The organism is Aureimonas sp. SK2 (assembly GCF_029813115.1).
Taxonomy (GTDB): Bacteria; Pseudomonadota; Alphaproteobacteria; order Rhizobiales; family Rhizobiaceae; genus Aureimonas.
This window is the reverse complement of record NZ_JAPZDS010000010.1, coordinates 37,336-59,697: the sequence shown is the minus strand read 5'-3', so window position 1 is coordinate 59,697 and position 22,362 is coordinate 37,336. Positions and strand designations below refer to the sequence as shown.

The window sequence follows — 22,362 nt, the reverse complement described above, 5'->3', positions numbered from 1 at the left end:
TCAGGGGTATCCGGCTTCGGGAAGACAGGAAAACCGACCGACGAGTGGAAGGGGTTGATCGCTGTCGGTCCGGCCCGTGGAAGGGCAGCAGCAGCGAATGGCCTTTCCGCTCCCATCATCAGGTGGCATCCGTGAGCCAAGCCGTATGCAGTTGCCCTTGCTGACGACGCGACGCAGCGTCAGGGCTGTGTGAGCCGTCCGGCGGCAAAGTCGCGTGCGAGTGCGATGAAGGCCTGGAAGGCGGCGGACGAATTGCGGCGGTTGTAGTAGTAGAGGCAGAGCGGTGCGAGGGGCGGCGTCCAGTCCTCGAGAATGCGGATGAGCCGACCGGTGGCGATGTCGTCGCGGACGTCGGCCTCCATGAAATAGCCGATCCCGAGGCCGTTCATGACCGCGATCCGCGCCAGGGATGCTTCGTCGAGCGTGATCGGTCCGTCAACGTCCAGATGCAGTTCTACGCCGCCCTTCGCGAAGCGCCACCGCAGCAGCGTGCCATCGGGAAGTCGCCCGCGGACGCAAGGGTAGGCGAGCAGGTCCTGCGGTCTTTCCGGGATCGGCCTGTTGTCGAAGAAGGCGGGCGTTGCGGCAACCGCCATGCGCCGCGACTGCGCCAGCGGTATCGCGATCGCGTCGCCGGGCACGAGATCCGCGCTGCGCACCGCCAGATCGAAGCCGGCCGCCACGACGTCGATGAGCCGTCCCTCGGTGACGATGTCGATATGGACCTGCGGATAGCGCTGGAGATAGGCGAGGACCAGCGGTGCCATGATCTCGCGCGCTGCGGTGGCGAACGCATTGATCCGCAGTGTGCCGGACGGCGTCTCCTGCTGGGAGCGCGCCGTGTTCATCGCCTTCTGGATGCCTTCCAATGCCGGCTTGATCTGCGCGACGAAGATCCGCCCCGCGTAAGTCAGCGAGACGCTGCGTGTGGTTCGATTGAACAGCCGCACGTCGAGTTCCCGTTCGAGCTTGCCCACCGCGTTGCTGATGGCCGTGGCCGACATGCCGAGTTCAAGCGCCGCGGCTCGAAACGACCCGCACCGCACGATGGCGAGCACCGCCTCGAGCTCGATCAGCGAATGGCGCGTCATTATCTCGGATTCCATGACACGATATCCCGGATTGTCTCGATTATCGGGTGGAAAGTCCAACGCTAAGTTGAGCCTATCACCAACACGGGAGACGACCGATGTCACCGAACCTGCCCAAGACGATCGCCGACTACATCGAGGCCAACAAGCGTCTCGACGTCGATGGCATGATGAAGCACTTCCTGCGCGACGCCGTCCTCATCGACAACGGCAAGCGCCATGAGGGTGTGGGTGCAATTCGCAAGCTGCTCGACGAAGCCGTTGGGGAGAAAGCGATTTTCTACCCCGACGCTGTCCGAGACGACGACGGCCGCATCGTGCTCGAAGGTCCGACCGAGGGCGACTTTCCGGGCAGCCCGCTTCGCTTCACCTATCGGTTCACGATGGCGGACGACGCCATCAAGACCCTCGAAACCACGGTGTCGGCATGAAGGCGGATCCAGGCGAGTTCGCCGGCAAGCGGGTGTTGGTCAGCGGCGGCACCAAAGGTCTGGGCCGCGCAACCGTCGTACGCTTCCTTGCCGGCGGGGCCCGCGTCGTCACGGCCGCCCGCACGATCAAGGACCCGATGGAGGGCGTCGAATACGTCCAGGCCGACCTGACCACTGCGGCGGGCAGCGAAGCACTGGGCAAGGCAGCCGTCGAGCGGCTGGGCGGCATCGACATCCTGGCCCATGTCATCGGCGGTTCGGCATCGCCGGCAGGCGGTTTTGCGGCACTGACGGACGACCACTGGCTTGCCGAACTGAACCTCAACCTCCTGGCGAGCGTCCGGCTCGATCGGCTTCTGATCCCGCAGATGCTGGAGCAAGGCAAGGGTGCCGTGGTGCACGTCACCTCGATCCAGTCCGTCCTGCCGCTGCCGGAGTCGACGACAGGCTATGCCGCCGCAAAGGCCGCGTTGCGGACCTACAGCAAGTCGATCTCGAAGGAAGTCGGCCCCAAGGGCGTGCGCGTCAATTCCGTCTCGCCCGGCTGGATCATGACGGAAGCCACCGGGGACTTCCTTGAGATGCTTCGAGCCGCCAACGGCGGCACGATCGAGGACGCGCGTCGATCGGTGCTCGATGCCCTGGGCGGCATTTCGATCGGGCGTGGAGCCGAACCCGAAGAGGTGGCCGACCTCATCGCCTACCTCGCCTCCGACCGAGCCGCAGCCATCCACGGTGCCGAATTCGTCATCGATGGCGGGACGATCAGAACGGTTTAAGCATGGCGTCGCCCGTCCGAATCACATGACGGCGGTCCGGACGGCGGTCCGCCATGGACGCATCGACGGCTCTCGCCTCCTTCCCTTCGCCCCGCGCCTTCCGCCCACCGAGCATCGAAAGACGCTCCGGCGGTGACCCGGCGATTCACGGCATCCGGCCGGAGCATTCCCGAATGGCTTCGGACGGCTCGTCGCGACCTTCAGGTCACGCGTCCACGTGCTGTGACCGGCCAGAGCTCGATTGTTCCATCCGGCATGCGGACATGGACGGCGTCCACCATGTTGGTGACGACACAGGCATGGTTGGGGATGATCTCGACGCGGTCGCCGACCGAAAGCGGGATCGGGCTGGCGCTGGTCAGTCGCCCGTGTTCCTCCGAAAGCTGGTCGATCGTCACGTCCGGCAGCCCGCAGACCAAGCCATGACCGACGAGGCCGAGGAGATCCGAGGTCAGGACCTTGGTTCCCGCGTCGATCACGGCGCGCTCCGGCGTCGGTTTGGAGACGACGGTCGCCACGACGCGCAGGCCGCAATCGGCCTGCGAGGCGGCGCCGCGTGCGAGCAGCGAGCGGTCGTTGTAGACATAGGTGCCCGGCCGGTATTCGGTCACCACGCCGTCGGCCCGCGTCTGCCAGAGATCGGGCGTTCCACCCGAGGAGACGACGGGCACCTCCAGCCCTTGCCCCTCTATGGCTGCCTTCGCCGCCGTGAGGAATGCGGTTGCCGCCGCCTGGCCGCCGGCGGCGGGATAGGTCATCAGCCCGCCGAAGACGAGGCCCGGCGCTTCCGCGATCTGCCGGGCGAGAGCCGCTGCGTCCTCGGGTGACTGGACGCCGCAGCGGCGTCCGCCCGTGTCGCATTCGACCAGAACGTGCAGGGGCTGCGCCTCCTTCGCGAAGGCCGACGACAGGCCGACCACCACCTCGGGACTGTCGGCCACGGTGGACAGGCGGACGCGCTTTGCCAGCGCCTTCAGCCGCGCGAGTTTCGCTGTCCCGAGGATCGGATAGGTGAGGAGGACATCGGCGATGGACGGTGCCTCGTCGAGCAGCGCCTCGATCTCCCCGATCTTCTGGCAAGTGATGCCGACGGCGCCGGCGGCGATCTGCGCCTCCGCCAGCTTCGCCAGCTTGTGGGTCTTGATATGGGGGCGCACGGCCAGGTTCTGCGCTCTCAGGTGATCCTGCGCCCGGGCGATGTTGCGCAGCGCAACGGCGAGATCGACCACCACCGCCGGGGTCTCCGGTTCATGTCCCACCATTCGCTCCCACAAGCCGGTTGACAAAGATCAAGGCATGTCCACTGATAAGGCAATCCGCTGTTGCGGTCAAATGTCTATTATAACGGACATACGGATGGAGAGCATGGCAATGGATGTGAAGGCAGTACTGCTGGGGCTCATGGCGACCGCGTCCGTCGCCCTTGTTCCCGCCGGGGCCCAGGCGGCGAAACTCGACGACGTTCTGGCCCGCGGCAAGCTCGTCGTCGGCACCGGTTCGACCAACGCCCCCTGGCATTTCAAGGACGCGTCGGACACGCTGCAGGGCTTCGACGTCGACATGGCCAAGATCGTGGCGAAGGCGCTCTTCGGCGACGCCGAGAAGGTCGAGTTCGTCAACCAGTCGTCGGATGCGCGCATCCCCAACATCACCACCGGCAAGGTCGATATGACCTGCCAGTTCATGACCGTGACCGGCGAGCGCGCCCAGCAGGTCAACTTCACCATCCCCTACTATCGCGAGGGCGTCGGCCTGATGCTGAAGGAGGGCGGCCAGTATGCCGACTACGATGCGCTGAAGGCGGCGGGCTCGTCCGTGACCATCGCGGTCCTGCAGAACGTCTATGCCGAGGAACTCGTCCACAAGGCGCTGCCCGAGGCGAGCGTCGACCAGTACGAAGCGCAGGATCTTCTCTATCAGGCGCTGCAGTCGGGCCGCGCGGACGCCGCCGCGACCGACCAGTCGTCCATCGCCTGGTACGTCACGCAGAACCCCGGCCAGTACAAGGACGCCGGCTACGGCTGGAGCCCGCAGACCTATGCCTGCGCCGTCGCCAAGGGCGACCAGGACTGGCTGAACTTCGTCAACACCGCCCTCCACGAGGCGATGACGGGCGTCGAGTTCGACACCTACGCCGCCTCGTTCAAGAAGTGGTTCGGCAAGGACCTTCCGCCCCCGGCGATCGGCTTCCCCGTCGAGTTCAAGTAACGACCTGTGCCGGCGATCCGGGCCATGGCGCCCGGATCGCCCCGATCCCCCGCGCCCAAGCGAGCGGTCCCGATGGGATACACCCTCAACTTCGACGCCGTCTGGCGGAACTTCGACGATCTCCTCTGGGGGCTCGGTCTCAGCCTCGTGCTGGCCGTCGTCGCGATCGGCATCGGCTGCGCGCTCGGGCTGGTGCTCGCCTTCGGGCGGATCAGCCGCTCGCGGCTCCTGTCCCTGCCGGCCGGCGCCTATGTCACGCTGTTCCGCAACCTGCCGCTCCTCGTGATCGTGCTCTTCTCCTTCTTCGCGCTGCCTCAGCTCGGGTTGCGGCTCTCGAAGGGAAATTCGTTCGTGCTGGCACTGGCCCTCTACTCGGCGGCCTATCTCGCCGAGGTATTCCGGGGCGGTCTCCTCGGGGTGCCGAAGGGCCTTCGCGAGGCGGGCCTCGCCATCGGGCTGACGGACGGGCAGATCCGCCGCCGCATCGTCCTGCCCGTCATGTTCCGCGCCGTCCTCCCGGCCTTGGGCTCGACCTTCATCGGCCTCTTCAAGGACACCTCGCTCGCTGCCGCCATCGCCGTGCCCGAACTCACATTCGAGGCGCGCAAGATCAATGTCGAGACCTTCCGCGTGATCGAGACCTGGATCGTGGCGAGCGGTCTCTACATCGCGACATGCTCGATCCTCGCCGCCCTCCTGCGCCGCGTCGAGACGCGGCTCGCCGTTTCGAGGTAGGGCCCATGAACGCTCCCCTGTCCTTCCCCGAAATCGTCTGGCTCGCCCGCTGGCCGCTTCTCTACGGTCTCGGCACCACGGTCGCGATCTCCCTTCTCGCCATTCTCGGCGGTACGGTGCTGGGCACCTTGCTCGGCCTGGCGCTGACCTACGGCAACCGCGTCGTGCGGGGCCTGGCCCGTGTCTATACCGACGTGATCCGCGGCACGCCGGTGCTCGTCCTCGTGCTCGCGAGCTTCTACATCCTCGGCACGGTCGGGCTCGACCTTTCCGCCTTCCAGGCCGGCGTCCTTGCGTTGACGCTGTTCTGCGCCTCGCATGTCGGCGAGATCACGCGGGGCGCTCTGCAGACCCTGCACAAGGGGCAGACGGAGGCCGCCAAGGCCATCGGCCTCACCTTCGGTCAGACCTTCCGCCATGTCCTCGGCCCCCAGGCGCTGCGGCTCGCCCTGCCGCCGCTCGTCAACACGGCGGCCGAGATGGTGAAGGCCTCGACGCTTCTGTCGGTGATCGGCGTCGCCGAGCTTCTGCTGCGTACGCAGGAGGTCATCAGCCGCGCCTTCCACAGCCTCGAATTCTACCTGCTCGCCGGCCTTCTCTACTTCCTCGTCAACTTCGCCATCGAGCGTCTCGGCCGCGCCGTCGAGCGCCGCGTGAGCCTCGCGTGAAAGGCGCTTCCATGACCGCGAACCTTCTGGAAATCCGGGACCTGCGCAAGAGCTACGGTCCGGTCGAGGTGCTGAAGGGCGTCGACTGCGACGTCAAGGCGGGCGAGGTGATCTCGATCATCGGCTCGTCCGGCTCCGGCAAGACCACGATGCTGCGCTGCGTCAACATGCTGGAGGAGTTCGAGGGGGGCTCGATCCGGATCGACGGCGAGGAGATCGGCTTCACCTCGTCGGGCGGCCAGCGCCGGCGCAAGAGCGAGAAGGAGATCGCCCGTCAGCGCGCGCTGACCGGCATGGCCTTCCAGCAGTTCAACCTGTTTCCGCACATGACGGCGCTCGAAAACGTCACGCTCGGCCTGACCCTCGTTCGCCGGATGGGCCGCGAGGAGGCGAGGGCGCTCGGCGAGACCTGGCTCGACCGCGTCGGCCTTCTGTCACGCAAGGACCACTATCCGTCCAAGCTTTCCGGTGGCCAGCAGCAGCGCGTGGCGATCGCCCGCGCCATCGCCATGAGTCCGCGCCTGATGCTCTTCGACGAGGTGACCTCCGCGCTCGATCCCGAGCTCGTCGCGGAGGTGCTGCAGGTCGTGCGCTCGCTCGCCGAGGACGGCATGACCATGCTTCTCGTCACCCACGAGATGCGCTTCGCCTACGAAGTCTCGAGCCGCGTCATCTTCATGAACGGCGGCCGCATCGGCGAGGAGGGCAATCCGCGGGAGATGTTCGCCGCCCCGAAGACCGAGCGCCTCGCCGCCTTTCTCCAATCCTCCCGCTTCAACTGACAGAACAGGACAAGACGCATGACCCTCAAGCGCTATGGTGCCGGCGAGACCGGCGCCGGCGGCAAGCCGCTGCCCTTCGCCCGCGCGGTCGAGGCCGACGGCTGGCTCTACGTCTCCGGCCAGGTGGCCATGGAGAACGGCGAGATCGTGCCGGGCGGCATCGTCCAGCAGACGAAGAAGACCATGGAGAACGTCATCGCCATTCTCACCGAGGCCGGCTACGGCCTGGAGGACGTCGTGCGCGTCGGCGTCTGGCTCGACGACCCCAGAGACTTCTGGAGCTTCAACGGCGTCTATGCCGAGTATTTCGGCGCAACCCCGCCGGCCCGCGCCTGCGTGCAGTCCTCCATGATGGTCGACTGCAAGGTCGAGATTGACTGCGTGGCCTTCAAGCGGAAATAACCGCCGGATCGGGCATCGGAGACACGGGGATGGATTTGCGCGTGGAGGAGACCGTCAACCGGCGGGCCCGTGGGCTCGACCGGGCCTTCGACATCCTCGACGCATTGCGCGAGGCGGGCCGTCCGCTTCGCCCCAATGAGATCGCGGCCGCGATGGGCGCGCCGCGATCGACCATCTATGAGATCGTCGCCGCCCTCGTGAAGCTCGACGTCCTCGAGGCGGCCGACGGCGAGGGGCGCGTCTTCCTCGGCCGGCGCCTGTTCCTTTACGGCCAGGCCTACGGCCACCATTCCGATCTGCCGAGCCGCGTCTCGGCGGTCCTCGACCGGCTCGCGACCGAGACGCAGGAGACGGCGCAGTTCTGTCTGCTCGACGGCAACAAGTACACGGTCGCCATGATGCGCGAGGGCTCGCGGCCCTTTCGCATCTCGTCCAGCGTCGGCGAGCGCACCCCCATTCCCTGGACCGCCTCCGGCCGCCTGCTGCTCGGCCATCTCGACGAGGACGACATCCGCGCCTTCGTGCCCGCCGAGGATTTCCAGCTTCCTTCCGGCGAGTGGCTCCCGCCCCAGGAGTTCGCAAGGCAGGCCCGCAAGGCCGTCGCGGACGGGCATTTCACCTTCGATTCCATCGTGGACAGCTACACGCACTGCTTCGCGGTGCCCGTCACCCGGCCGGACGGCACGGCGGCGGCCACGCTCTGCCTCGTCGCGCCCAAGGCCGACGCCCTTCGCAACCACGCGGACTATCTGGCCAAGCTCGCAGCGGCCGCAGCGGCGCTCGAGCCCTCCTTCGCCTGAAACCTCGGCGTCATGGGCTCTGTTTCGGCGAGAGACGAAAGGGCATGGCGGAGGGCCGCGCGCCACAGGCGCCGCCAGACGGCTCTCGCATGCCAGCCCCCACCCACCCGAGCGCCGCGCTTACGGCATTCCTGGACGCCGTGCGGGCGTCGAACGGACCTTGAACCGAGGGCTGGCGGCGCCGGCCCTACGCGGCCTCACTCCGTACGAGGCCATCTGCAAAGCCTGGACGGAAGAGCCCTCCCGGTTCACCTGTGATCCACACCATCAAACTCCGGGACCAAACATCGAGGTAGGGGATCCAACCTCAGGGATCGCAGGCCTGAAGCGGACGTAACTTCAACTAGGAGAGGCTGGATCGCCTCTTTCGTGTCCTTGGTCGTTGATTGTCGCCCGCGCTCGATCAGACCGCTTCGCTGAAGGTTTGGTCCGCTTCCGTACGAAAGCGATCGAACGCCGCAGCGACAAGACGCACGAAGGGACGGCCGTTCTCCGTTAGGCGCAACTGCCCGCGCTCCAGTTCGATCAGACCCTCCATTACGAAGGGCCTGAGCAAAGCCAATTCGTCGGCAATGCGAAGATCCGCTTCCCCCAGCTCCGTCAAAAAGATGCACATAAGGCTCTCGATGAGGCGTGCCCGGATCCGATCGTCACCCGTGAAGCCATGACCTCGACGCGTCGCGAGCTTGCCGGCGGTCACCTCGGCACGCCAATGCCCGATATCGCTCGCATTCTGCGCGAAGCCCCCGGGCAGCTTCGAGATGGCGGACGGGCCGAAACCGATGAGGACGTCGTGGGGATCGTCCGTGTATCCCTGGAAGTTGCGACGGAGGCGTCCCTGCCGCGCGGCGACGGCAAGCGGGTCGTCGGGCCTCGCGAAGTGGTCGATGCCGATCCGCTCGAACCCCGCGGTCTCAAGGGTGTCGCCGATCAGCGCTGCTTGGCGGAGACGGGCCTGCGGGCCGGGCAGGGCCTCTTCGTCGATGAGGCGCTGGTTGGCCCGGCGCGCCGGCAGGTGGGCGTAGCCGTAGAAGGCGATGCGAGAGGGTGCGAGGTCGACCACCGCGTCCAGTGTGCGCCGCAGGCTCGCCTCCGTCTGATGCGGCAGGCCGTAGACGAGGTCGAAGTTCAGTCGCCCGATCCCGGCCGCGCGCAGGGCATCGACTGCCCGCCGGACTTGGGGTTGCGGCTGGAAGCGTCCGATCGCCTCCTGCACCTGGGGATCGAGGTCCTGCACGCCGAGGCTCGCGCGCGTCACTCCGAGCGCCGCGAGGCCCACGGCGAGGCCGGGATCGACGGTTCGCGGGTCGAGCTCGATCGCATGCTCGGCGAGGAGACGCATGTCGAAGGACTCGCGAAGCCGCGAGAGGATCGAGGCCAGGCCACCGAGACCGAGGATCGACGGCGTGCCGCCGCCCCAAGCGATCCTGCCGATGCGGACGGGAGCCTTGGCATGGCGCGCCACGAGCGCGATCTCGGCCAGGAGCGCTGTCCGGAAGGCGTCCACAACGCTTTCCCGGCGCGCTGCCTTCGCATGGCAGCCGCAGTAGTGGCAGATGTCCCGGCAGTAGGGGACGTGCAGATAGACAGAGATCGGCTCGTCGCTTTCGATCTCCCCGAGCCAGCGCGCCGCCTGCTCGGGCCCGACGGCGGAAGTGAAGTCCGCTGCCGTCGGGTAGGAGGTGTAGCGGGGCACGCGGGCCGCCGCGAGATGCCGGGCAAGGGTCATCGGGCGGGATCTCCCGCGCCGGGGCGCCCTGCGGGGTCGCCGGCCAGCGCCGACAGCCGCCGGTCCTCACGTATCTCGAACCACATCGCGTTGAGGATGGCGAAGGCGCAGGCGAGGCCGACGCCGAGGATCCAACTGAAGTACCACACGAGCGGATCTCCTTAGTAAGCGTTGGGGTTGCGGCCGATGGAGGCGCCGGTCACCGGTCCGCGCATCACGCGGTAGACCCAGGTCGTGTAGAGAAGGATCAGGGGCAGGAAGACCGCGGTCGCGATCAGCATGACGAAGAGCGTCAGGTGGCTGGACGAGGCGTCCCAGACGGTGAGGCTGGCGTCCGGCGCCGAGGACGACGGCAGGAGGAACGGGAACAGCGACAGGCCCGCCGTCGAGATGATGCCGAAGATGGCCGCGCTGGTCGCGAGGATCGTCGGCACCTTCAGCCCGAGCCGAAGGCCGACGAAGCCGGCAAGGCTTCCCGAAAGGCCAAGCGCCGGGGCGATCAGCATCCAGGGGTGCCGGCCGTAGTTGGCGACCCAGGCACCCGCCTCGCGCGCCACGGTCTTCGCCAGCGGGTTGGACGGGGCGGCCACGTCCTGGACGGAGGTGACGACGTAGCCTTCGAGACCGAAGGCGACCCAAAGGCCGCCGAGCGCGAAGAGCGCAGCCGTCAGCAGCGCCGCCGTAGCGCCGTAGCGCCGGGCTCGTGCCGCCACCGGACCATCGCATCGCGCCGCGATCACCCCCGCACCCTGCGCCACGCACATGCCGACGCTCACGAGGCCTGCCAGAAGCGCGAAGGGCGAGAGGAGGCCGAAGAAATTCCCCGAGTAGGATGGGCGCAGCGTCGCGTCGAGGCCGAAGGGCACGCCCAGAAGGACGTTGCCGACAGCGACCCCAGCGATCAGCGCCGGCACGAAGCCGCCGACGAAGAGCGCCCAGTCCCAGGTCTCGCGCCAGCGCGGATCCTTGACCTTGCCCCGGAACTTGAACCCGACGGGGCGCAGGATCAGCGCAGCCAAGATTGCGATCATCGCAAGGTAGAAGCCGGAGAAGCTCGCGGCGTAGAGTGCCGGCCAGGCGGCGAAGATCGCCCCGCCGCCGAGGATCAGCCAGACCTGGTTTCCTTCCCAGGTCGGGCCGACGAGGTTGATGAGGATGCGCCGCTCCTCGTCGGTCCGGGCCACGAAGGGCAGGAGCGTGCCGACGCCGAGGTCGTAGCCGTCCATGATCGCGAAGCCGATCAGGAGGATGCCGAGCAGCGCCCACCAGACGAGACGCATCGTCTCGTAGTCGAGGGGAATGTGGGTCATGTCCGTTGTTGCCTTGGGGAAAGAGGTCAGCGCGTCTCGGGCGCGGCGGCCGCGCCTTCGGGGATCGTCCGCGAGCCGCCGATGCCGTCGAGGAGCGCGTTGGTCTTCGAAGGGCCGGCCTTGATCACCTTCAGCATCAGGAACACCATCACCACGGCGAGCGTCGTATAGACCGTCAGGAAGAAGGCGAGGCTGATCGCAAGGTCGGTGAGGCTGAGACCGGATGCCGCGTAGAAGGTCGGCAGCACGCCTTCCACCGCCCAGGGCTGGCGCCCGTATTCGGCGATGAACCAGCCCGCTTCGATCGCGATCCAGGGCGTCGGCAGCGACAGAAGTGCGATCCAGAGGAGCGTGCGGTTCTTGCCGATGCGGTGACGCGAGGCGAGGACGAAGGCCACTGCGAAGAAGACGATGAGATAGAGCCCGCAGGCGACCATCAGGCGGAAGCTCCAGAAGAGCGGCGCGACGCCCGGCACCGTGTCGAAGGCGGCCTGCGTGATCTCTTCCTGCGTCGCGTTCTCCACGTCGTCGCGGTAGCGCTTGAGGAGGAGGGCGTAGCCGAGGTCGCGCCAACCGGCCGAGAAGGTTTCGCGTGCGGCCGTGTCCGCGCCGTCGGCGCGTATGCGCTGGAGCGCCTCGTAGGCCACGATGCCGTTCCTGATGCGCTGGCCGGCACTCTCGATGAGGTCGAGGATTCCGGGGATCTCGCCGGACAGCGAGCGCGTCGCCATCAGGCCGAGCGCGTAGGGGATCTGAACCTCGAAGGAGTTCTCCTTGTCGCCCGGCACCGCGAAGAGGTTAAAGCCGGCGGGCGCGGGCTCGGTGTGCCACATGGCCTCCATCGCCGCGATCTTCATCTTCTGGTGCTCGGTGGCCGCGTAGCCGCTCTCGTCGCCGAGCACCACGACCGACAGGGACGAGGCGAGGCCGAAGGACGCCGCGACGGCGATCGAGCGCTTGGCGAGGTCGACGTGCCTTCCCCGAAGGAGGAACCAGGCGCTGATCGAGAGCACGAACATTGCGCCCGTCACGTAGCCGGCCGAGACCGTATGGACGAACTTCGCCTGCGCCACCGGGTTGAAGACCACCGCCATGAAGTCGGTGATCTCCATGCGCATCGTGTCGGGGTTGAAGGTCGCGCCGACCGGGTTCTGCATCCAGCCGTTGGCGATCAGGATCCACAGCGCCGAGAAGTTGGCGCCGAGCGCGACCAGCCAGGTGACGACGAGATGGCCGACCTTCGACAGGCGGTCCCAGCCGAAGAAGAAGAGGCCGATGAAGGTAGCCTCGAGGAAGAAGGCCATCAGGCCCTCGATCGCCAGCGGCGCGCCGAACACGTCGCCGACATAGTGGGAGTAGTAGCTCCAGTTCATGCCGAACTGGAACTCCATGACGATGCCGGTGGCGACGCCCATGGCGAAGTTGATGCCGAAGAGCGTGCCCCAGTAAAGCGTCATGCGCCGCCAGACCTCGCGGCCCGTCATCACGTAGACGCTCTCCATGATGGCCATCATGAAGGACAGGCCGAGCGTCAGCGGCACGAAGAGGAAGTGGTACATCGCCGTCGCCGCGAACTGGAGCCGCGACAGCTCGACGACCGTCATGTCGATCATGAGGGTTCACCCAGGAATTGAAGCCGACACCCCGCCGGCCGTCCCGAATCCTCTAGGGCCGTGCCTCGCTGGGCGCCTTGATTTGGATCAAGGCACTCCCCGAGCGCCCCCTCTAAGCCGTGCTCATCGGTCACGATGACGGGTGGCAATGGCGATGGACTCAACCGGAGAGCGGGCGCAGGCGCGTTGGATGTCGGAGCTTCGGCGGCTCGGTGGCTGGCCCTTGGTGCTTGGGCTGGCGGCGCCTCTCCTATCGGGCGTGGCGCTCGTCGCGCAGGTGTTCTTCCTGTCGCGTATTCTCGGCGGGGCGATCGGCGAGGGCACGCCGGTCATGGACCTCCGAGCCGATTTCCTCATCCTCAGCGCGGTTCTTGCACTTCGCGTCCTTGTCGGTCTCGCCGGAGAGATGGGCGCGGCGGCGGGTGTCGAGCGGATCAAGCTCGAGTTGCGCCGCGTCCTGTTCCTCGCGCTTCTCGCGGAGCGTCCGGACTGGACGGCCGGGCGCCCGTCCGGCGCGCTCGGCACCGCGCTGGTCGACCACGTCGAGGCGCTCGACGGCTACTTCCTGCGCTTCCTCCCCGCAACGGTCGGCGCCGCCGTGCTGCCGCTCGCCTTCGCCGCCGCGGTCATGCCGGTCGACTGGGTCGTCGGACTGCTCTTCCTTCTCACCGCACCGTTGATCCCGCTCTTCATGGTGCTGGCCGGCTGGGGCGCGAAAGGCGCGGCGGAAGCGCAGGCCGACGCCCTCGCGCGGCTGTCCGGCCACTTCGCCGACCGCCTGCGGGGGCTGACGACGCTGGCCCTTCTCGGGCGTGGCGAGGCGGAAGCCGCCAGCACCGAGCGTGCGACGGACGAGCTGCGCCGTCGCACGCTGCGCGTCCTGCGCATCGCCTTTCTCTCGTCGGCCGTGCTGGAATTCTTCGCCGCGCTCGGCGTCGCGGGCGTCGCGCTCTATGTCGGGCTCACCTATCTCGGCCTCGTCGGTCTCAACGCCCATGGCTTGACCCTCCAGGCCGGCTTGTTCTGCCTCCTGATGGCCCCCGACGTGTATCAGCCGCTGCGCACCATGGCGGCCCATTACCACGACCGCGCGGGCGCCAAGGCGGCGGTGGCCGAACTCTCCAAGCTGCTCGGCACGCTGCCCGACGTCAGGTCGGAGACAGTCGCGGCGGCTTCGACGGCGCAGCTTCCCGAAGGCCCGCTTGGTCTTGCCGCCGGCGGGCTGGTCGTTGCGACCCCGGACGGTACGCGGAAAATTCTTCGGGGGATCGACCTGTCCGTCGCAGCCGGCGTCCATGTCGCGCTGGAAGGCCCGAGCGGCATCGGCAAGTCCACGCTCCTGGAACGGCTGGCGGGACTTCGGGCCGGCGAGGGCACCGTCCTCCTCGGCGGGGTCCCGTTGCCGGAGATCGGTGAGGCGACCTTGCGCGAGCGCCTCGCCTTCCTGCCCCAGCGCCCGCATCTCTTCGCCGGCACGATCCGCGACAACATACGCTTTGGTCAAGCAGGAGCGACCGACGCCGAGGTCGAGGCGGCTGCGGCCCGGGCCTGCGTCGACGGCTTCGCGCGAGGGCTGCCGCTCGGCCTCGACACGCCCGTCGGCGAGAACGGGCTCGGGCTGTCGGGCGGCGAGCGCCATCGCGTGGCGCTGGCCCGGCTCTACCTGCGCGACCCCTCGCTGATCCTCCTCGACGAGCCGACGGCCCATCTCGATCCGCTTACGGAAGCCGAGGTCCTGGGCGGCCTCCTCGAGTTCGGCAAGGGACGGACGCTCCTCGTCGCCACCCATTCGGCCCGCGTCGCCGGGGCGCTCGGCGCGTCGCTGCGCTTCCAGGGCGGGCGCCTCGTTCGGGTGCCCAAACCGCGCATCGACCTGGAGGCGGCCGCATGAGCGCGCTTCTGGTCTTTCGCCCGCTCTTCGCGCCCCACGCCCGCGGCTTCGTCCTCGCGCTCATCCTGTCCATCGTCGGGATCGGCGCCGGCATCCTGCTTCTCGGGGTCTCCGGCTGGTTCCTCACCGCCGCCAGCCTGACGACGCTCGGCGCCGCCTTCAACCTCTTCGGCCCCTCGGCGGCGGTGCGGGGCCTATCCTTCCTGCGGATCGGTGCACGGTACGGCGAGAAGCTCGCCGGCCACGACGCGACCCTGCGCACCCTCGGCACGATCCGGGCCTGGACCTTCCACCGGATGCTGCCGCGCATCTCGCCCGCGGACCCCGCCGTGCGGCGCGGCGATCTCGTCTCGCGGCTCACCGCCGACGTCGACGCGCTCGACACCGTGTTCCTCCTCGCGGTGGGGCCGCTCCTCGCGAACCTCGCGGTCGGCGCCATGCTCTTCGTGGCGGCCCTCCACCTCCTGCCAGAGGCTGCGCCGATCTTTGCTGCCGGTTGGCTCGGGGCGGGCGTCCTCGCACCGCTTGGGCTGGCGCTTGCCGGGCGGCGCGGCGGCGCGGCGATCCGCGTGGCTTCCGCCGAGCTGCGCGCCACCGCGCTCGACGACATGGACGGCCATGCTGACCTCGTTTCATTCGGCCGCGTCGAAGAGGCGGCCAGCGACTTCGCCGCCCACGCCGGCCGCCTCGGTGCCTTGCGCAGGCGGCAGAGCCGACGGGCGGCCATCGGGTCGGCCGCCGTCCAGCTTTGCGCCGGAGCGACGGTCCTCGGCGTGCTCATCGTCGGCATTGCGGCGGTGGAAAGGGGCGCGATCGGCGGTCCGCTGCTCGTCGGGCTGGTCCTTGCCGTACTCGGCAGCTTCGAAGGGAGCGCGCTCATCCTCCGGGGCACCGCTCGCCTCGGAGAAGCGCAAGGGGCGGCCCGGCGCCTGCGCGATCTCGCCGCCCGCCCGCCCGCGATCATGGAGCCGGCCGTGCCATCCTGCCTGCCGGAGGGCGGATCGCTCGTCTGCGAACGGGTGACCTTCGGCTTCGATCCCGCCCGGCCGGTCCTGCGCGATGTCTGCCTGACGGTCGGGACCGGCGAGCACGTCGCGATCCGGGGTCCGAGCGGCTCGGGCAAGTCCGCCCTCCTCCACCTCTTCATGCGGCTGTCGGACCCGCAGGGCGGACGCGTTCTCGTGGCGGGCGTCGACGTGCGCCGGTGCGACCTGGCCGCCCTGCGCTCGCGTGTCGCCTTCCTCGAGCAGTCCACGCCGGTCTTCCTCGACACGGTGCGCGGCAACCTTCTCCTCGGCCGCCCCGAGGCTTCGGACGACGACCTCTGGACCACGCTGGAGCGGGTGCGGCTGGCGCCGCTCGTGCGTTCGATGCCGCTCGGGCTCGACACCCCGCTGGGCGAAGCCGGCCGCACGCTTTCGGCCGGCGAGGCGCGGCGCCTTTGCCTGGCACGGATCCTCTTATCCTCGGCCGAGATCCTCGTCCTGGACGAGCCGACGAGCGGCCTGGACCGCGAGACGGAGGCGGCCTTTCTCGGCGAGATCGCGCAAACCTGCGCCGGCCGCACGGTGGTCCTCGCGACCCATGCGGAGTTTCCGGCGGGCGCCTTCCATCGAACGTTCCGGCTGGTGAACGGCGGACTGGTTCAGGACCCGTGATCGGGCAGTCCCGCCACGGCCTTCAGGGCGCGGGCGTCGATGATCTCGATCGCGTGCGGATCCGGCATGGCGATGAGGCCCTGGTTCCGCAGCTTGGTGAAGGATCGGCTCACCGTCTCGACCGTCAGGCCGAGATAGTCGGCGATGTCGCCGCGTCCCATCGGCAGGCGGACGGGGCTCGGGGCGAGCCGGTGCTCGACCGCCCGCGCAGAGAGTAGCACGAGGAAGCTCGCCAGCTTCTCGACCGGCGCGAGGCGGCCGAGAATGAGCTGGTGTTCGCGCGCCTGCCGCAGCGCTGCGCGCGTGAAGCGATGCAGCCGGTCCTGGAGCTTGGGGTAGCGCCCGGTCAAGGCGTCCATCTGCCGGATCGGAAAGGCGCACAGTGTCGAGGGCTCGACGGCGTCGGCGCTGGCGGAATGGACCTCGTCGTCGGCAAGGCCGAGATAGTCGCCTGGCATCAGGAAGCCGGTGATCTGGCGACGCCCGTCGGGCAGGGCGACGGAGAGCCGCAGCATGCCGGAGGTCAGCGTGAAGACGCGCACCCTCGGCGCGCCCTCCTCGACGAGGGTCTCGTTCGGGTCCAGCCGCCGGGAGGTCATGATGCGCTCCAGCGCCCCGACCTCGTCGTCGTCCAGAGCTGCGCAGACCGCCATGGTGCGCACGTCGCACTGCGCGCACGCGCCGCAGGGCTGGCGATGTGCTTCCCGTCTGATGGCGTTGTTGAGAACCTGTCCCATGACGGAGGATATGGCCCTAGTCGCACCATCCGCACAAGATGACGCCTACCCCGGATGCGTATCTCGGCCGGCATGCCGTAGGAGCCTGCCACGCTTCCTTTCCGAGGCGATCGCGCGTTCATCACGAGAATCATGTCTGCCATCAAGACGCGGCCTGCGAGGTGCCAACGGTCGTGAAGGGTCGAGACCAGTCCGACGGCTCATAGGCGTCCGCCTTCTCGCCGCCGATCGGCTCGGTCGGGTGGAATGCGGGCCGTCGGCCTTCGGTCAGGCAACGCAGAAAACCGACTGTCCGCCTCCGGTTCATGCCGCCCGATTGAGGGTCACCGATCCAAGTCGGGCTGCGCGCGATCTCCAGAGGAAGCCTCAAGCTCGCCGGGCGCCGTCTCCTTGGGCCACATCCGGTCGGAAAACCGGTCGAGAATCCCGATGCGCGGCGGGACTTTCAGCCAGCATGGCGCCGTCCATTCGACGGGAAATATTAACAAAGAATCATGGAGGGCCAAGCCGCGTTCGGCCTATAGTCGTTGCCGGTCCCCAACCCGAAAGCGCGCTCCGTGATCGAAGACAGCTACGACGTCGTCATCGTCGGTTCCGGTCCGGGTGGGGCGACGATGGCCTGGAAGCTCGCCCAGACTGGCAAGCGCATCCTCCTTGTCGAGCGCGGCGACTATCTGAAGCGCGAGCGCCAGAACTGGGACACGCAAGAGGTCTTCGCAAAGGCGCGGTATCAGGTAGACGAGACCTGGACCTCCTCGAATGGCGAGACCTTCAAGCCCGGCCTCCACTACTTCGTCGGCGGGAACTCGAAGGTCTACGGCGCGGTCCTCCTGCGGCTGCGGGCCGAGGATTTCGGAGCCGTGCGTCATCCGGATGGCATCGCCCCGGCATGGCCGGTGGGGTACGACGAGTTCGAACCCTACTACCAGGCCGCGGAGGAACTGTTCGAGGTTCGCGGCGCGCGCGGCGAGGACCCGACCGAGCCCCCTTACACGAAGCCCTACAAGCATCCGGCGATCCGGCACGAGCCGCGCATCCAAAAGCTGGCCGACGACTGGGCACGCGAGGGACTTCACCCGTTCCATCTGCCGATGGGCGCTCTTCTCGACCAGGACGAGACGGGGGCGGCGACGCCCGGTTCCGCGCTCCTGCGCTGCGACCCCTTCGACGGGTATCCGAGCCTCACCAACGGCAAGGCGGATGCACAGGTGATCTGCGTCGACCCCGCGCTGAAGGCCCATCCGAACCTGACGCTCCTCAAGAACGCCACCGTCCAGCGTTTCGTCACCGATGCGTCCGGCCGGACGGTCACGGCGATCGAGACCGCGATCGAAGGCAGGACGCATCTCCTTCGAGGCGATGTCGTCGTGATCGCCTGCGGCGCCCTCTCCTCGGCGCTTCTGCTCCTGCGATCCGCGAGCGCAGCGCATCCGGACGGGCTCGCCAACCGATCGGGCCAGGTCGGGCGCAACTACATGCGCCACAACAACGCGACGGTCCTCGCCATCTCGCGCGAGCCGAACCCGACCGAGTTCCAGAAGACGCTCGGCCTCAACGACTTCTACCACGCCCACGACAAGTCGCCGCTGAACCCGTTCGAATTTCCGCTCGGCCACATCCAGATGGTCGGCAAGTCGGACGGGACGCAGATCGAGGTCGAGGGGCTGCCGCCGTTCCTGCAATGGCTGCCGGAAAAGCCCTTCGACTGGATCGCGCGCCATTCGATCGACTTCTGGCTGACCTCGGAGGATCTTCCGAAGCCGGAGAACCGCATCTTCTATCGCGGCGGAAAGGTCCACCTCGACCTTACCCAGAGCAACATGGATGGCCACCGTCACCTTCGCGAGATGCTGCGCACGATCTGCGACCGGGCCGGCATTCACCCGCATCTGATGGATCGCTCGCTGTATCTGGGCAAGGACACGCCGATTGGTGGCACCGCGCACCAGGCCGGTACGCTGCGCTTCGGCGAAGATCCCTCGACATCCGTGCTTGATCGCGACTGTCGCGCGCACGAGATCGACAATCTCTACGTGACCGATGCGAGCTTCTTTCCCTCCATCGGCGCGGTGAACCCGACCCTCACCATCATCGCCAACGCGCTGCGCGTCGCGGACCGGATCGCGCAGCGGATCACGTCCACGACCGAAGCGACGGCGCCGTCCCCTGAGCCAGCTTGATGACGGAACGACCCGACGCGCGTCGCGTCGCGCCCGTCTGCACGATGGCGATCTTCGGCGCGGCCGGCCACAGGTCCGAGCCGAACGTCGCGCCCGACAGCCGCGGGGAGACCTGCGCCGCGCTCAAGCTCCACGTCGATACGCCGCGCTGGTCGAGCGTTCCCTTCTCTCCGCGCTCCGGCGAGCGCATGACGGCGCATCGACCGCACGTCGCCATCGCCTTCAAGCCGGCGTCCCATCCGCTGTTTCAGGAGGCCAACGCCTCGGCCCCGGCCGTGAACCGGCTGATCCAGCAGGTCGACGGCAAAAAGGGGATCCGCACGAAGTTCCGTAGGAAGGCCCCGGGACCGGGAATGCCTCTTGCGCCGGTCGTGGAAATCTATCCGGCCGGCTCGGCGGGGATTGCGAGGTCGGATGGGCTTCCCGCGCGCGCCGGGCGCCGCTGGACCTCGCTCCGGAGCGACCCCGACGCTCGCGTCGGGGCGTCGTCGCCGCTGGAGCGCACCGCATGAGGGCGCCCGCCTCGATCTTCGACACCGCGGAAGGCAAGCGCCTGCGCGACGCCGAGGCCGGCGGCTGGCGGCACTGGGGGCCCTATCTCAGCGAGCGCCAATGGGGCACGGTGCGTGAGGACTACAGCGCGGACGGGGACGCCTGGGGTTACCTGCCGCACGATCACGCGCGCTCTCGCGCCTACCGATGGGGCGAGGACGGCATCGCCGGCTTCTGCGACCGCCATCAGTACTGGTGCCTCTCGCTCGCCCTCTGGAACGGTGCCGACCCGATCGTCAAGGAGCGGATGTTCGGCCTCACCAACGAGGAGGGCAACCACGGCGAGGACGTGAAGGAGGTCTGGTGGTATCTCGACGGCACCCCGACCCATTCCTTCCAGACGATGATCTACCGCTACCCGCAGGGACCCTTTCCCTACAACGACCTCGTCGCGGAGAACGGGCGGCGACGGGGAACGGACCTGCCGGAGTACGAGCTCGCCGACACCGGAATTCTTGACGCGCAACGCTACTTCGACGTCGAAATCGCCTATGCCAAGGCGGGTCCGGGCGACCTTCTGATGCGCGTCTCGGTCGTCAATCGCGGCCCGGACGCAGCCACGCTTCAAATCCTGCCGCAGCTCGTGGCGCGCAACATCTGGAGCTGGGGCACAGCCGGCGAGAAGCCGTCGCTGACGCTCGCGGCGGACGGCAGCGTCGAAACCCGGCATCCGTCGGCGCCGCCGATGCGCTTTCGCGCTCTCCACCCCGTCCGCATGCTGTTCTGCGAGAACGAGACCAACATGCGCCGGCTCGATGGCGTGGGTCCGGACGGCGCCTTCAAGGACGCAATCAACGATCACGTGACCGGCAAGCGGAACGCGCCGCTGCCCGACCACGGCACGAAATGCGCGGCCTTGTCCGACCATGTGCTGGCGTCCGGCGAACGCGTGACCCTGCGCTACCGCCTGTCGCCGGACGCGGCGCCCCCGCTCGAGGCCCCGGCCTTCGATGCCATCTACGCCCAGCGCCAGGCCGAGGCCGATGAATTCTATGCCGCGCTTCAGAGCGACATCGCCGATCCCGACGCGCGTCTCGTTCAGCGCCAGGCGCTCGGCAGCCTCCTCTGGTCGAAGCAGGTCTACCGCTACGACGTGAAGCGCTGGCTCGACGGCGATCCCGCCTCTCCGCCGCCGCCGCCGGAGCGGCGGCGAGGCCGCAACGCCGACTGGACGCATCTGGCCAACTCGGACGTGATCCTGATGCCCGACAAGTGGGAGTACCCCTGGTACGCCTCCTGGGATCTAGCCTTCCACGCGATCTCGGCCGCCATCGTCGATCCCGACCTCGCTAAGGCGCAGATCCTCCTGCTGACGCGCGAATGGTACATGCACCCGAGCGGGCAGTTGCCGGCCTACGAATGGGCGTTTGGAGACGCCAATCCGCCGATCCACGCCTTCGCGGCGCTTCGCGTCTACCGCATGGACGAGGCGCTGACGGGCGTTGCGGATCGCGACTTCCTGGAGCGCATCTTCCACAAGCTCATGATCAACTTCACCTGGTGGGTGAACCGGAAGGACACCGAAGGGCGCAACCTGTTCCAGGGCGGCTTCCTCGGCCTCGACAATATCGGCGTCTTCGACCGTTCCGCGCCGATCCCGGGCGGCGGCTATATCGAGCAGTCCGACGGCACGGCCTGGATGGCGATGTATGCCTTGAACCTCATGCGCATGGCCTTGGAACTGGCACGCGAGAACCCCGTGTACGAGGACGTGGCGACCAAGTTCTTCGAGCACTTCCTGACGATCGCCTCCGCCATGACCCATGTCGGCGGCAGCGAGGCCGAAAAGGACGCGGATCCGGGCCGCGGCCTCTGGGACGAGGCGGACGGGTTCTTCTACGATGCGCTGATCCTGCCGGACGGCAGCGAGACCACCCTTCGCGTGCGCTCGCTCGTCGGACTCATCCCTCTCTGCGCGGTGGAAGTGCTCGATGCCGATATCGCGGAGCGCCATCCGTTCTTCGCCGCTCGGCTGAGCTGGATGCTCCGGAACCGCCCGGACCTGACGGGCCAGGTCTCCCGCTTCTCCGAGCCCGGCAAGGACCAGCGCCTTCTTCTGTCGCTCCTGCGCCGCCAGCGCATGACGGCGCTGTTGAGACGGATGCTGGACGAGAACGAGTTCCTCTCACCGCACGGCCTGCGTTCGCTGTCGAAGGCGCATGCCCGGCAGCCGTTCAGGCTCGATCTCGCTGGATCGCATTTCGAGGTGCATTACGAACCCGGAACCTCGCAGGCCGGGATCTTCGGCGGCAACTCCAACTGGCGTGGCCCGGTCTGGATGCCTCTCAACGTTATGATCATCGAGGCGCTGCTCGAGTTCGAGCGCTTCTACGGGGAGGCATACAAGATCGAATGCCCGACCGGCTCCGGGCGGACGATGGGGCTGGCGGACATCTCGGACGCGATCTCCCGTCGCCTCTGCGGCCTGTTCCTCAAGGATGGGAACGGCCGGCGTCCTTTCAGGGCCGATGGCAAATCGGGCACCGATCCTGCGACGATCGACCCGGAGGACGCCGACCGCGTGACCTTCAACGAGTTCTTCGATGGGGACACCGGACAGGGATTGGGGGCCTCGCACCAGACCGGCTGGACGGCGCTTGTCGCCCTTCTGCTCCAGCCCCGAAGGATCGTTCGGGGCCAGTCGCTCCCCGTCTCTCCGACGGTTGCCGCGACCAGTTCGGCGATGACGGAACGGACAACGGCTTGGTGATGGCGCGGCCGTCGAAGGCGGTGATGCACCAGGACGAGATGGGGGGCGAAGGCGCCTGGATCGGCGAGTTGCGCGGGTGTGCCGTG

The 22,362-nt window shown here is 68.0% G+C and carries 20 protein-coding genes; 13 read left to right on the top strand and 7 right to left on the bottom strand.

The genetic code is table 11. The features are described from left to right. Positions 1–179 precede the first annotated feature (179 nt). Positions 180–1,091 (bottom strand): LysR family transcriptional regulator, encoded by a 912-nt coding sequence (locus tag O5O54_RS13770; RefSeq protein ID WP_279482509.1) that lies wholly within the window; start codon positions 1,089–1,091, stop codon positions 180–182. A gap of 98 nt (positions 1,092–1,189) precedes the next feature. On the opposite strand from O5O54_RS13770, the gene O5O54_RS13765 reads away from it, so the two are divergent. Both O5O54_RS13765 and O5O54_RS13760 read left to right on the top strand, forming a co-directional pair. Further along, positions 1,190–1,522, top strand: coding sequence for a nuclear transport factor 2 family protein (locus O5O54_RS13765; protein ID WP_279482372.1), 333 nt, complete (start codon positions 1,190–1,192; stop codon positions 1,520–1,522). Continuing rightward, complete coding sequence (locus O5O54_RS13760) at positions 1,519–2,301, top strand: SDR family oxidoreductase (protein ID WP_279482371.1); 783 nt, start codon at positions 1,519–1,521, stop codon at positions 2,299–2,301. Before O5O54_RS13765 ends, O5O54_RS13760 begins: the two co-directional genes overlap by 4 nt. 200 nt (positions 2,302–2,501) lie before the next feature. Here the strand turns inward: O5O54_RS13760 and O5O54_RS13755 are convergent, their stop codons facing one another. Next, a complete protein-coding gene (locus O5O54_RS13755; protein ID WP_279482370.1) occupies positions 2,502–3,563 on the bottom strand; it encodes an alanine racemase in 1,062 nt (353 codons plus the stop codon). Between the two features lie 109 nt (positions 3,564–3,672). Here O5O54_RS13755 and O5O54_RS13750 point away from each other — a divergent pair, with 109 nt between their 5' ends. The 6 genes from O5O54_RS13750 to O5O54_RS13725 all read left to right on the top strand — a co-directional run bounded on the left by O5O54_RS13750 (position 3,673) and on the right by O5O54_RS13725 (position 7,896). Next, positions 3,673–4,509: a transporter substrate-binding domain-containing protein gene (locus tag O5O54_RS13750; protein ID WP_407061711.1), complete on the top strand. Its 837-nt coding sequence runs from the start codon at positions 3,673–3,675 to the stop codon at positions 4,507–4,509. 72 nt (positions 4,510–4,581) lie between these two features. Next, positions 4,582–5,244, top strand: coding sequence for an amino acid ABC transporter permease (locus tag O5O54_RS13745; RefSeq protein WP_279482368.1), 663 nt, complete (start codon positions 4,582–4,584; stop codon positions 5,242–5,244). Positions 5,245–5,249: 5 nt separating this feature from the next. Continuing rightward, positions 5,250–5,912 carry an amino acid ABC transporter permease gene (locus O5O54_RS13740; RefSeq protein WP_279482367.1) on the top strand — a complete coding sequence of 221 codons (663 nt, stop codon included), beginning with the start codon at positions 5,250–5,252 and terminating at the stop codon, positions 5,910–5,912. Between the two features lie 11 nt (positions 5,913–5,923). Continuing rightward, a complete protein-coding gene (locus O5O54_RS13735) occupies positions 5,924–6,694 on the top strand; it encodes an amino acid ABC transporter ATP-binding protein (RefSeq protein WP_279482366.1) in 771 nt (256 codons plus the stop codon). Positions 6,695–6,712: 18 nt separating this feature from the next. Beyond that, entirely contained in the window at positions 6,713–7,096 is a 384-nt protein-coding gene (locus O5O54_RS13730; protein WP_055887409.1) for a RidA family protein, read from the top strand. A 29-nt stretch (positions 7,097–7,125) separates the two neighbouring features. Continuing rightward, complete coding sequence (locus O5O54_RS13725) at positions 7,126–7,896, top strand: IclR family transcriptional regulator (RefSeq protein ID WP_279482365.1); 771 nt, start codon at positions 7,126–7,128, stop codon at positions 7,894–7,896. A 403-nt stretch (positions 7,897–8,299) separates the two neighbouring features. On the opposite strand, the gene hemN is transcribed toward O5O54_RS13725, so the two are convergent. The 4 genes from hemN to O5O54_RS13705 are packed head-to-tail and all read right to left on the bottom strand — an operon-like array spanning position 8,300 to position 12,545. Further along, positions 8,300–9,625, bottom strand: coding sequence for an oxygen-independent coproporphyrinogen III oxidase (gene hemN / locus O5O54_RS13720; protein WP_279482364.1), 1,326 nt, complete (start codon positions 9,623–9,625; stop codon positions 8,300–8,302). Continuing rightward, positions 9,622–9,774 carry a cytochrome bd-I oxidase subunit CydX gene (gene cydX, locus O5O54_RS13715; protein WP_279482363.1) on the bottom strand — a complete coding sequence of 51 codons (153 nt, stop codon included), beginning with the start codon at positions 9,772–9,774 and terminating at the stop codon, positions 9,622–9,624. Before cydX ends, hemN begins: the two co-directional genes overlap by 4 nt. 12 nt (positions 9,775–9,786) lie before the next feature. Next, the gene (gene cydB / locus O5O54_RS13710) at positions 9,787–10,935 is read right to left on the bottom strand and encodes a cytochrome d ubiquinol oxidase subunit II (RefSeq protein WP_279482362.1); all 1,149 of its coding nucleotides are present in this window, start codon (positions 10,933–10,935) and stop codon (positions 9,787–9,789) included. Between the two features lie 26 nt (positions 10,936–10,961). Further along, positions 10,962–12,545, bottom strand: coding sequence for a cytochrome ubiquinol oxidase subunit I (locus tag O5O54_RS13705; protein WP_279482508.1), 1,584 nt, complete (start codon positions 12,543–12,545; stop codon positions 10,962–10,964). 193 nt (positions 12,546–12,738) lie between these two features. Between O5O54_RS13705 and cydD the strand changes: the two genes are divergently transcribed. Both cydD and cydC read left to right on the top strand, forming a co-directional pair. Continuing rightward, positions 12,739–14,439 carry a thiol reductant ABC exporter subunit CydD gene (gene cydD, locus O5O54_RS13700; RefSeq protein ID WP_279482361.1) on the top strand — a complete coding sequence of 567 codons (1,701 nt, stop codon included), beginning with the start codon at positions 12,739–12,741 and terminating at the stop codon, positions 14,437–14,439. Continuing rightward, positions 14,436–16,097, top strand: a complete 1,662-nt coding sequence (gene cydC / locus O5O54_RS13695; protein WP_279482360.1) for a thiol reductant ABC exporter subunit CydC — start codon at positions 14,436–14,438, stop codon at positions 16,095–16,097. The genes cydD and cydC overlap by 4 nt, the downstream gene beginning before the upstream one ends. Here cydC and O5O54_RS13690 read toward each other — a convergent pair. Then, positions 16,085–16,834 carry a Crp/Fnr family transcriptional regulator gene (locus O5O54_RS13690; RefSeq protein ID WP_279482359.1) on the bottom strand — a complete coding sequence of 250 codons (750 nt, stop codon included), beginning with the start codon at positions 16,832–16,834 and terminating at the stop codon, positions 16,085–16,087. The genes cydC and O5O54_RS13690 overlap by 13 nt on opposite strands. A gap of 557 nt (positions 16,835–17,391) precedes the next feature. On the opposite strand from O5O54_RS13690, the gene O5O54_RS13685 reads away from it, so the two are divergent. From O5O54_RS13685 to O5O54_RS13675, 3 genes are read left to right on the top strand one after another with little or no spacing between them, the layout of a single operon-like run. Next, positions 17,392–19,014 carry a GMC family oxidoreductase gene (locus O5O54_RS13685; protein WP_279482358.1) on the top strand — a complete coding sequence of 541 codons (1,623 nt, stop codon included), beginning with the start codon at positions 17,392–17,394 and terminating at the stop codon, positions 19,012–19,014. Then, the gene (locus O5O54_RS13680; protein WP_279482357.1) at positions 19,014–19,526 is read left to right on the top strand and encodes a hypothetical protein; all 513 of its coding nucleotides are present in this window, start codon (positions 19,014–19,016) and stop codon (positions 19,524–19,526) included. Before O5O54_RS13685 ends, O5O54_RS13680 begins: the two co-directional genes overlap by 1 nt. Next, complete coding sequence (locus O5O54_RS13675; RefSeq protein ID WP_279482356.1) at positions 19,523–22,276, top strand: MGH1-like glycoside hydrolase domain-containing protein; 2,754 nt, start codon at positions 19,523–19,525, stop codon at positions 22,274–22,276. Before O5O54_RS13680 ends, O5O54_RS13675 begins: the two co-directional genes overlap by 4 nt. Positions 22,277–22,362: the final 86 nt, after the last annotated feature.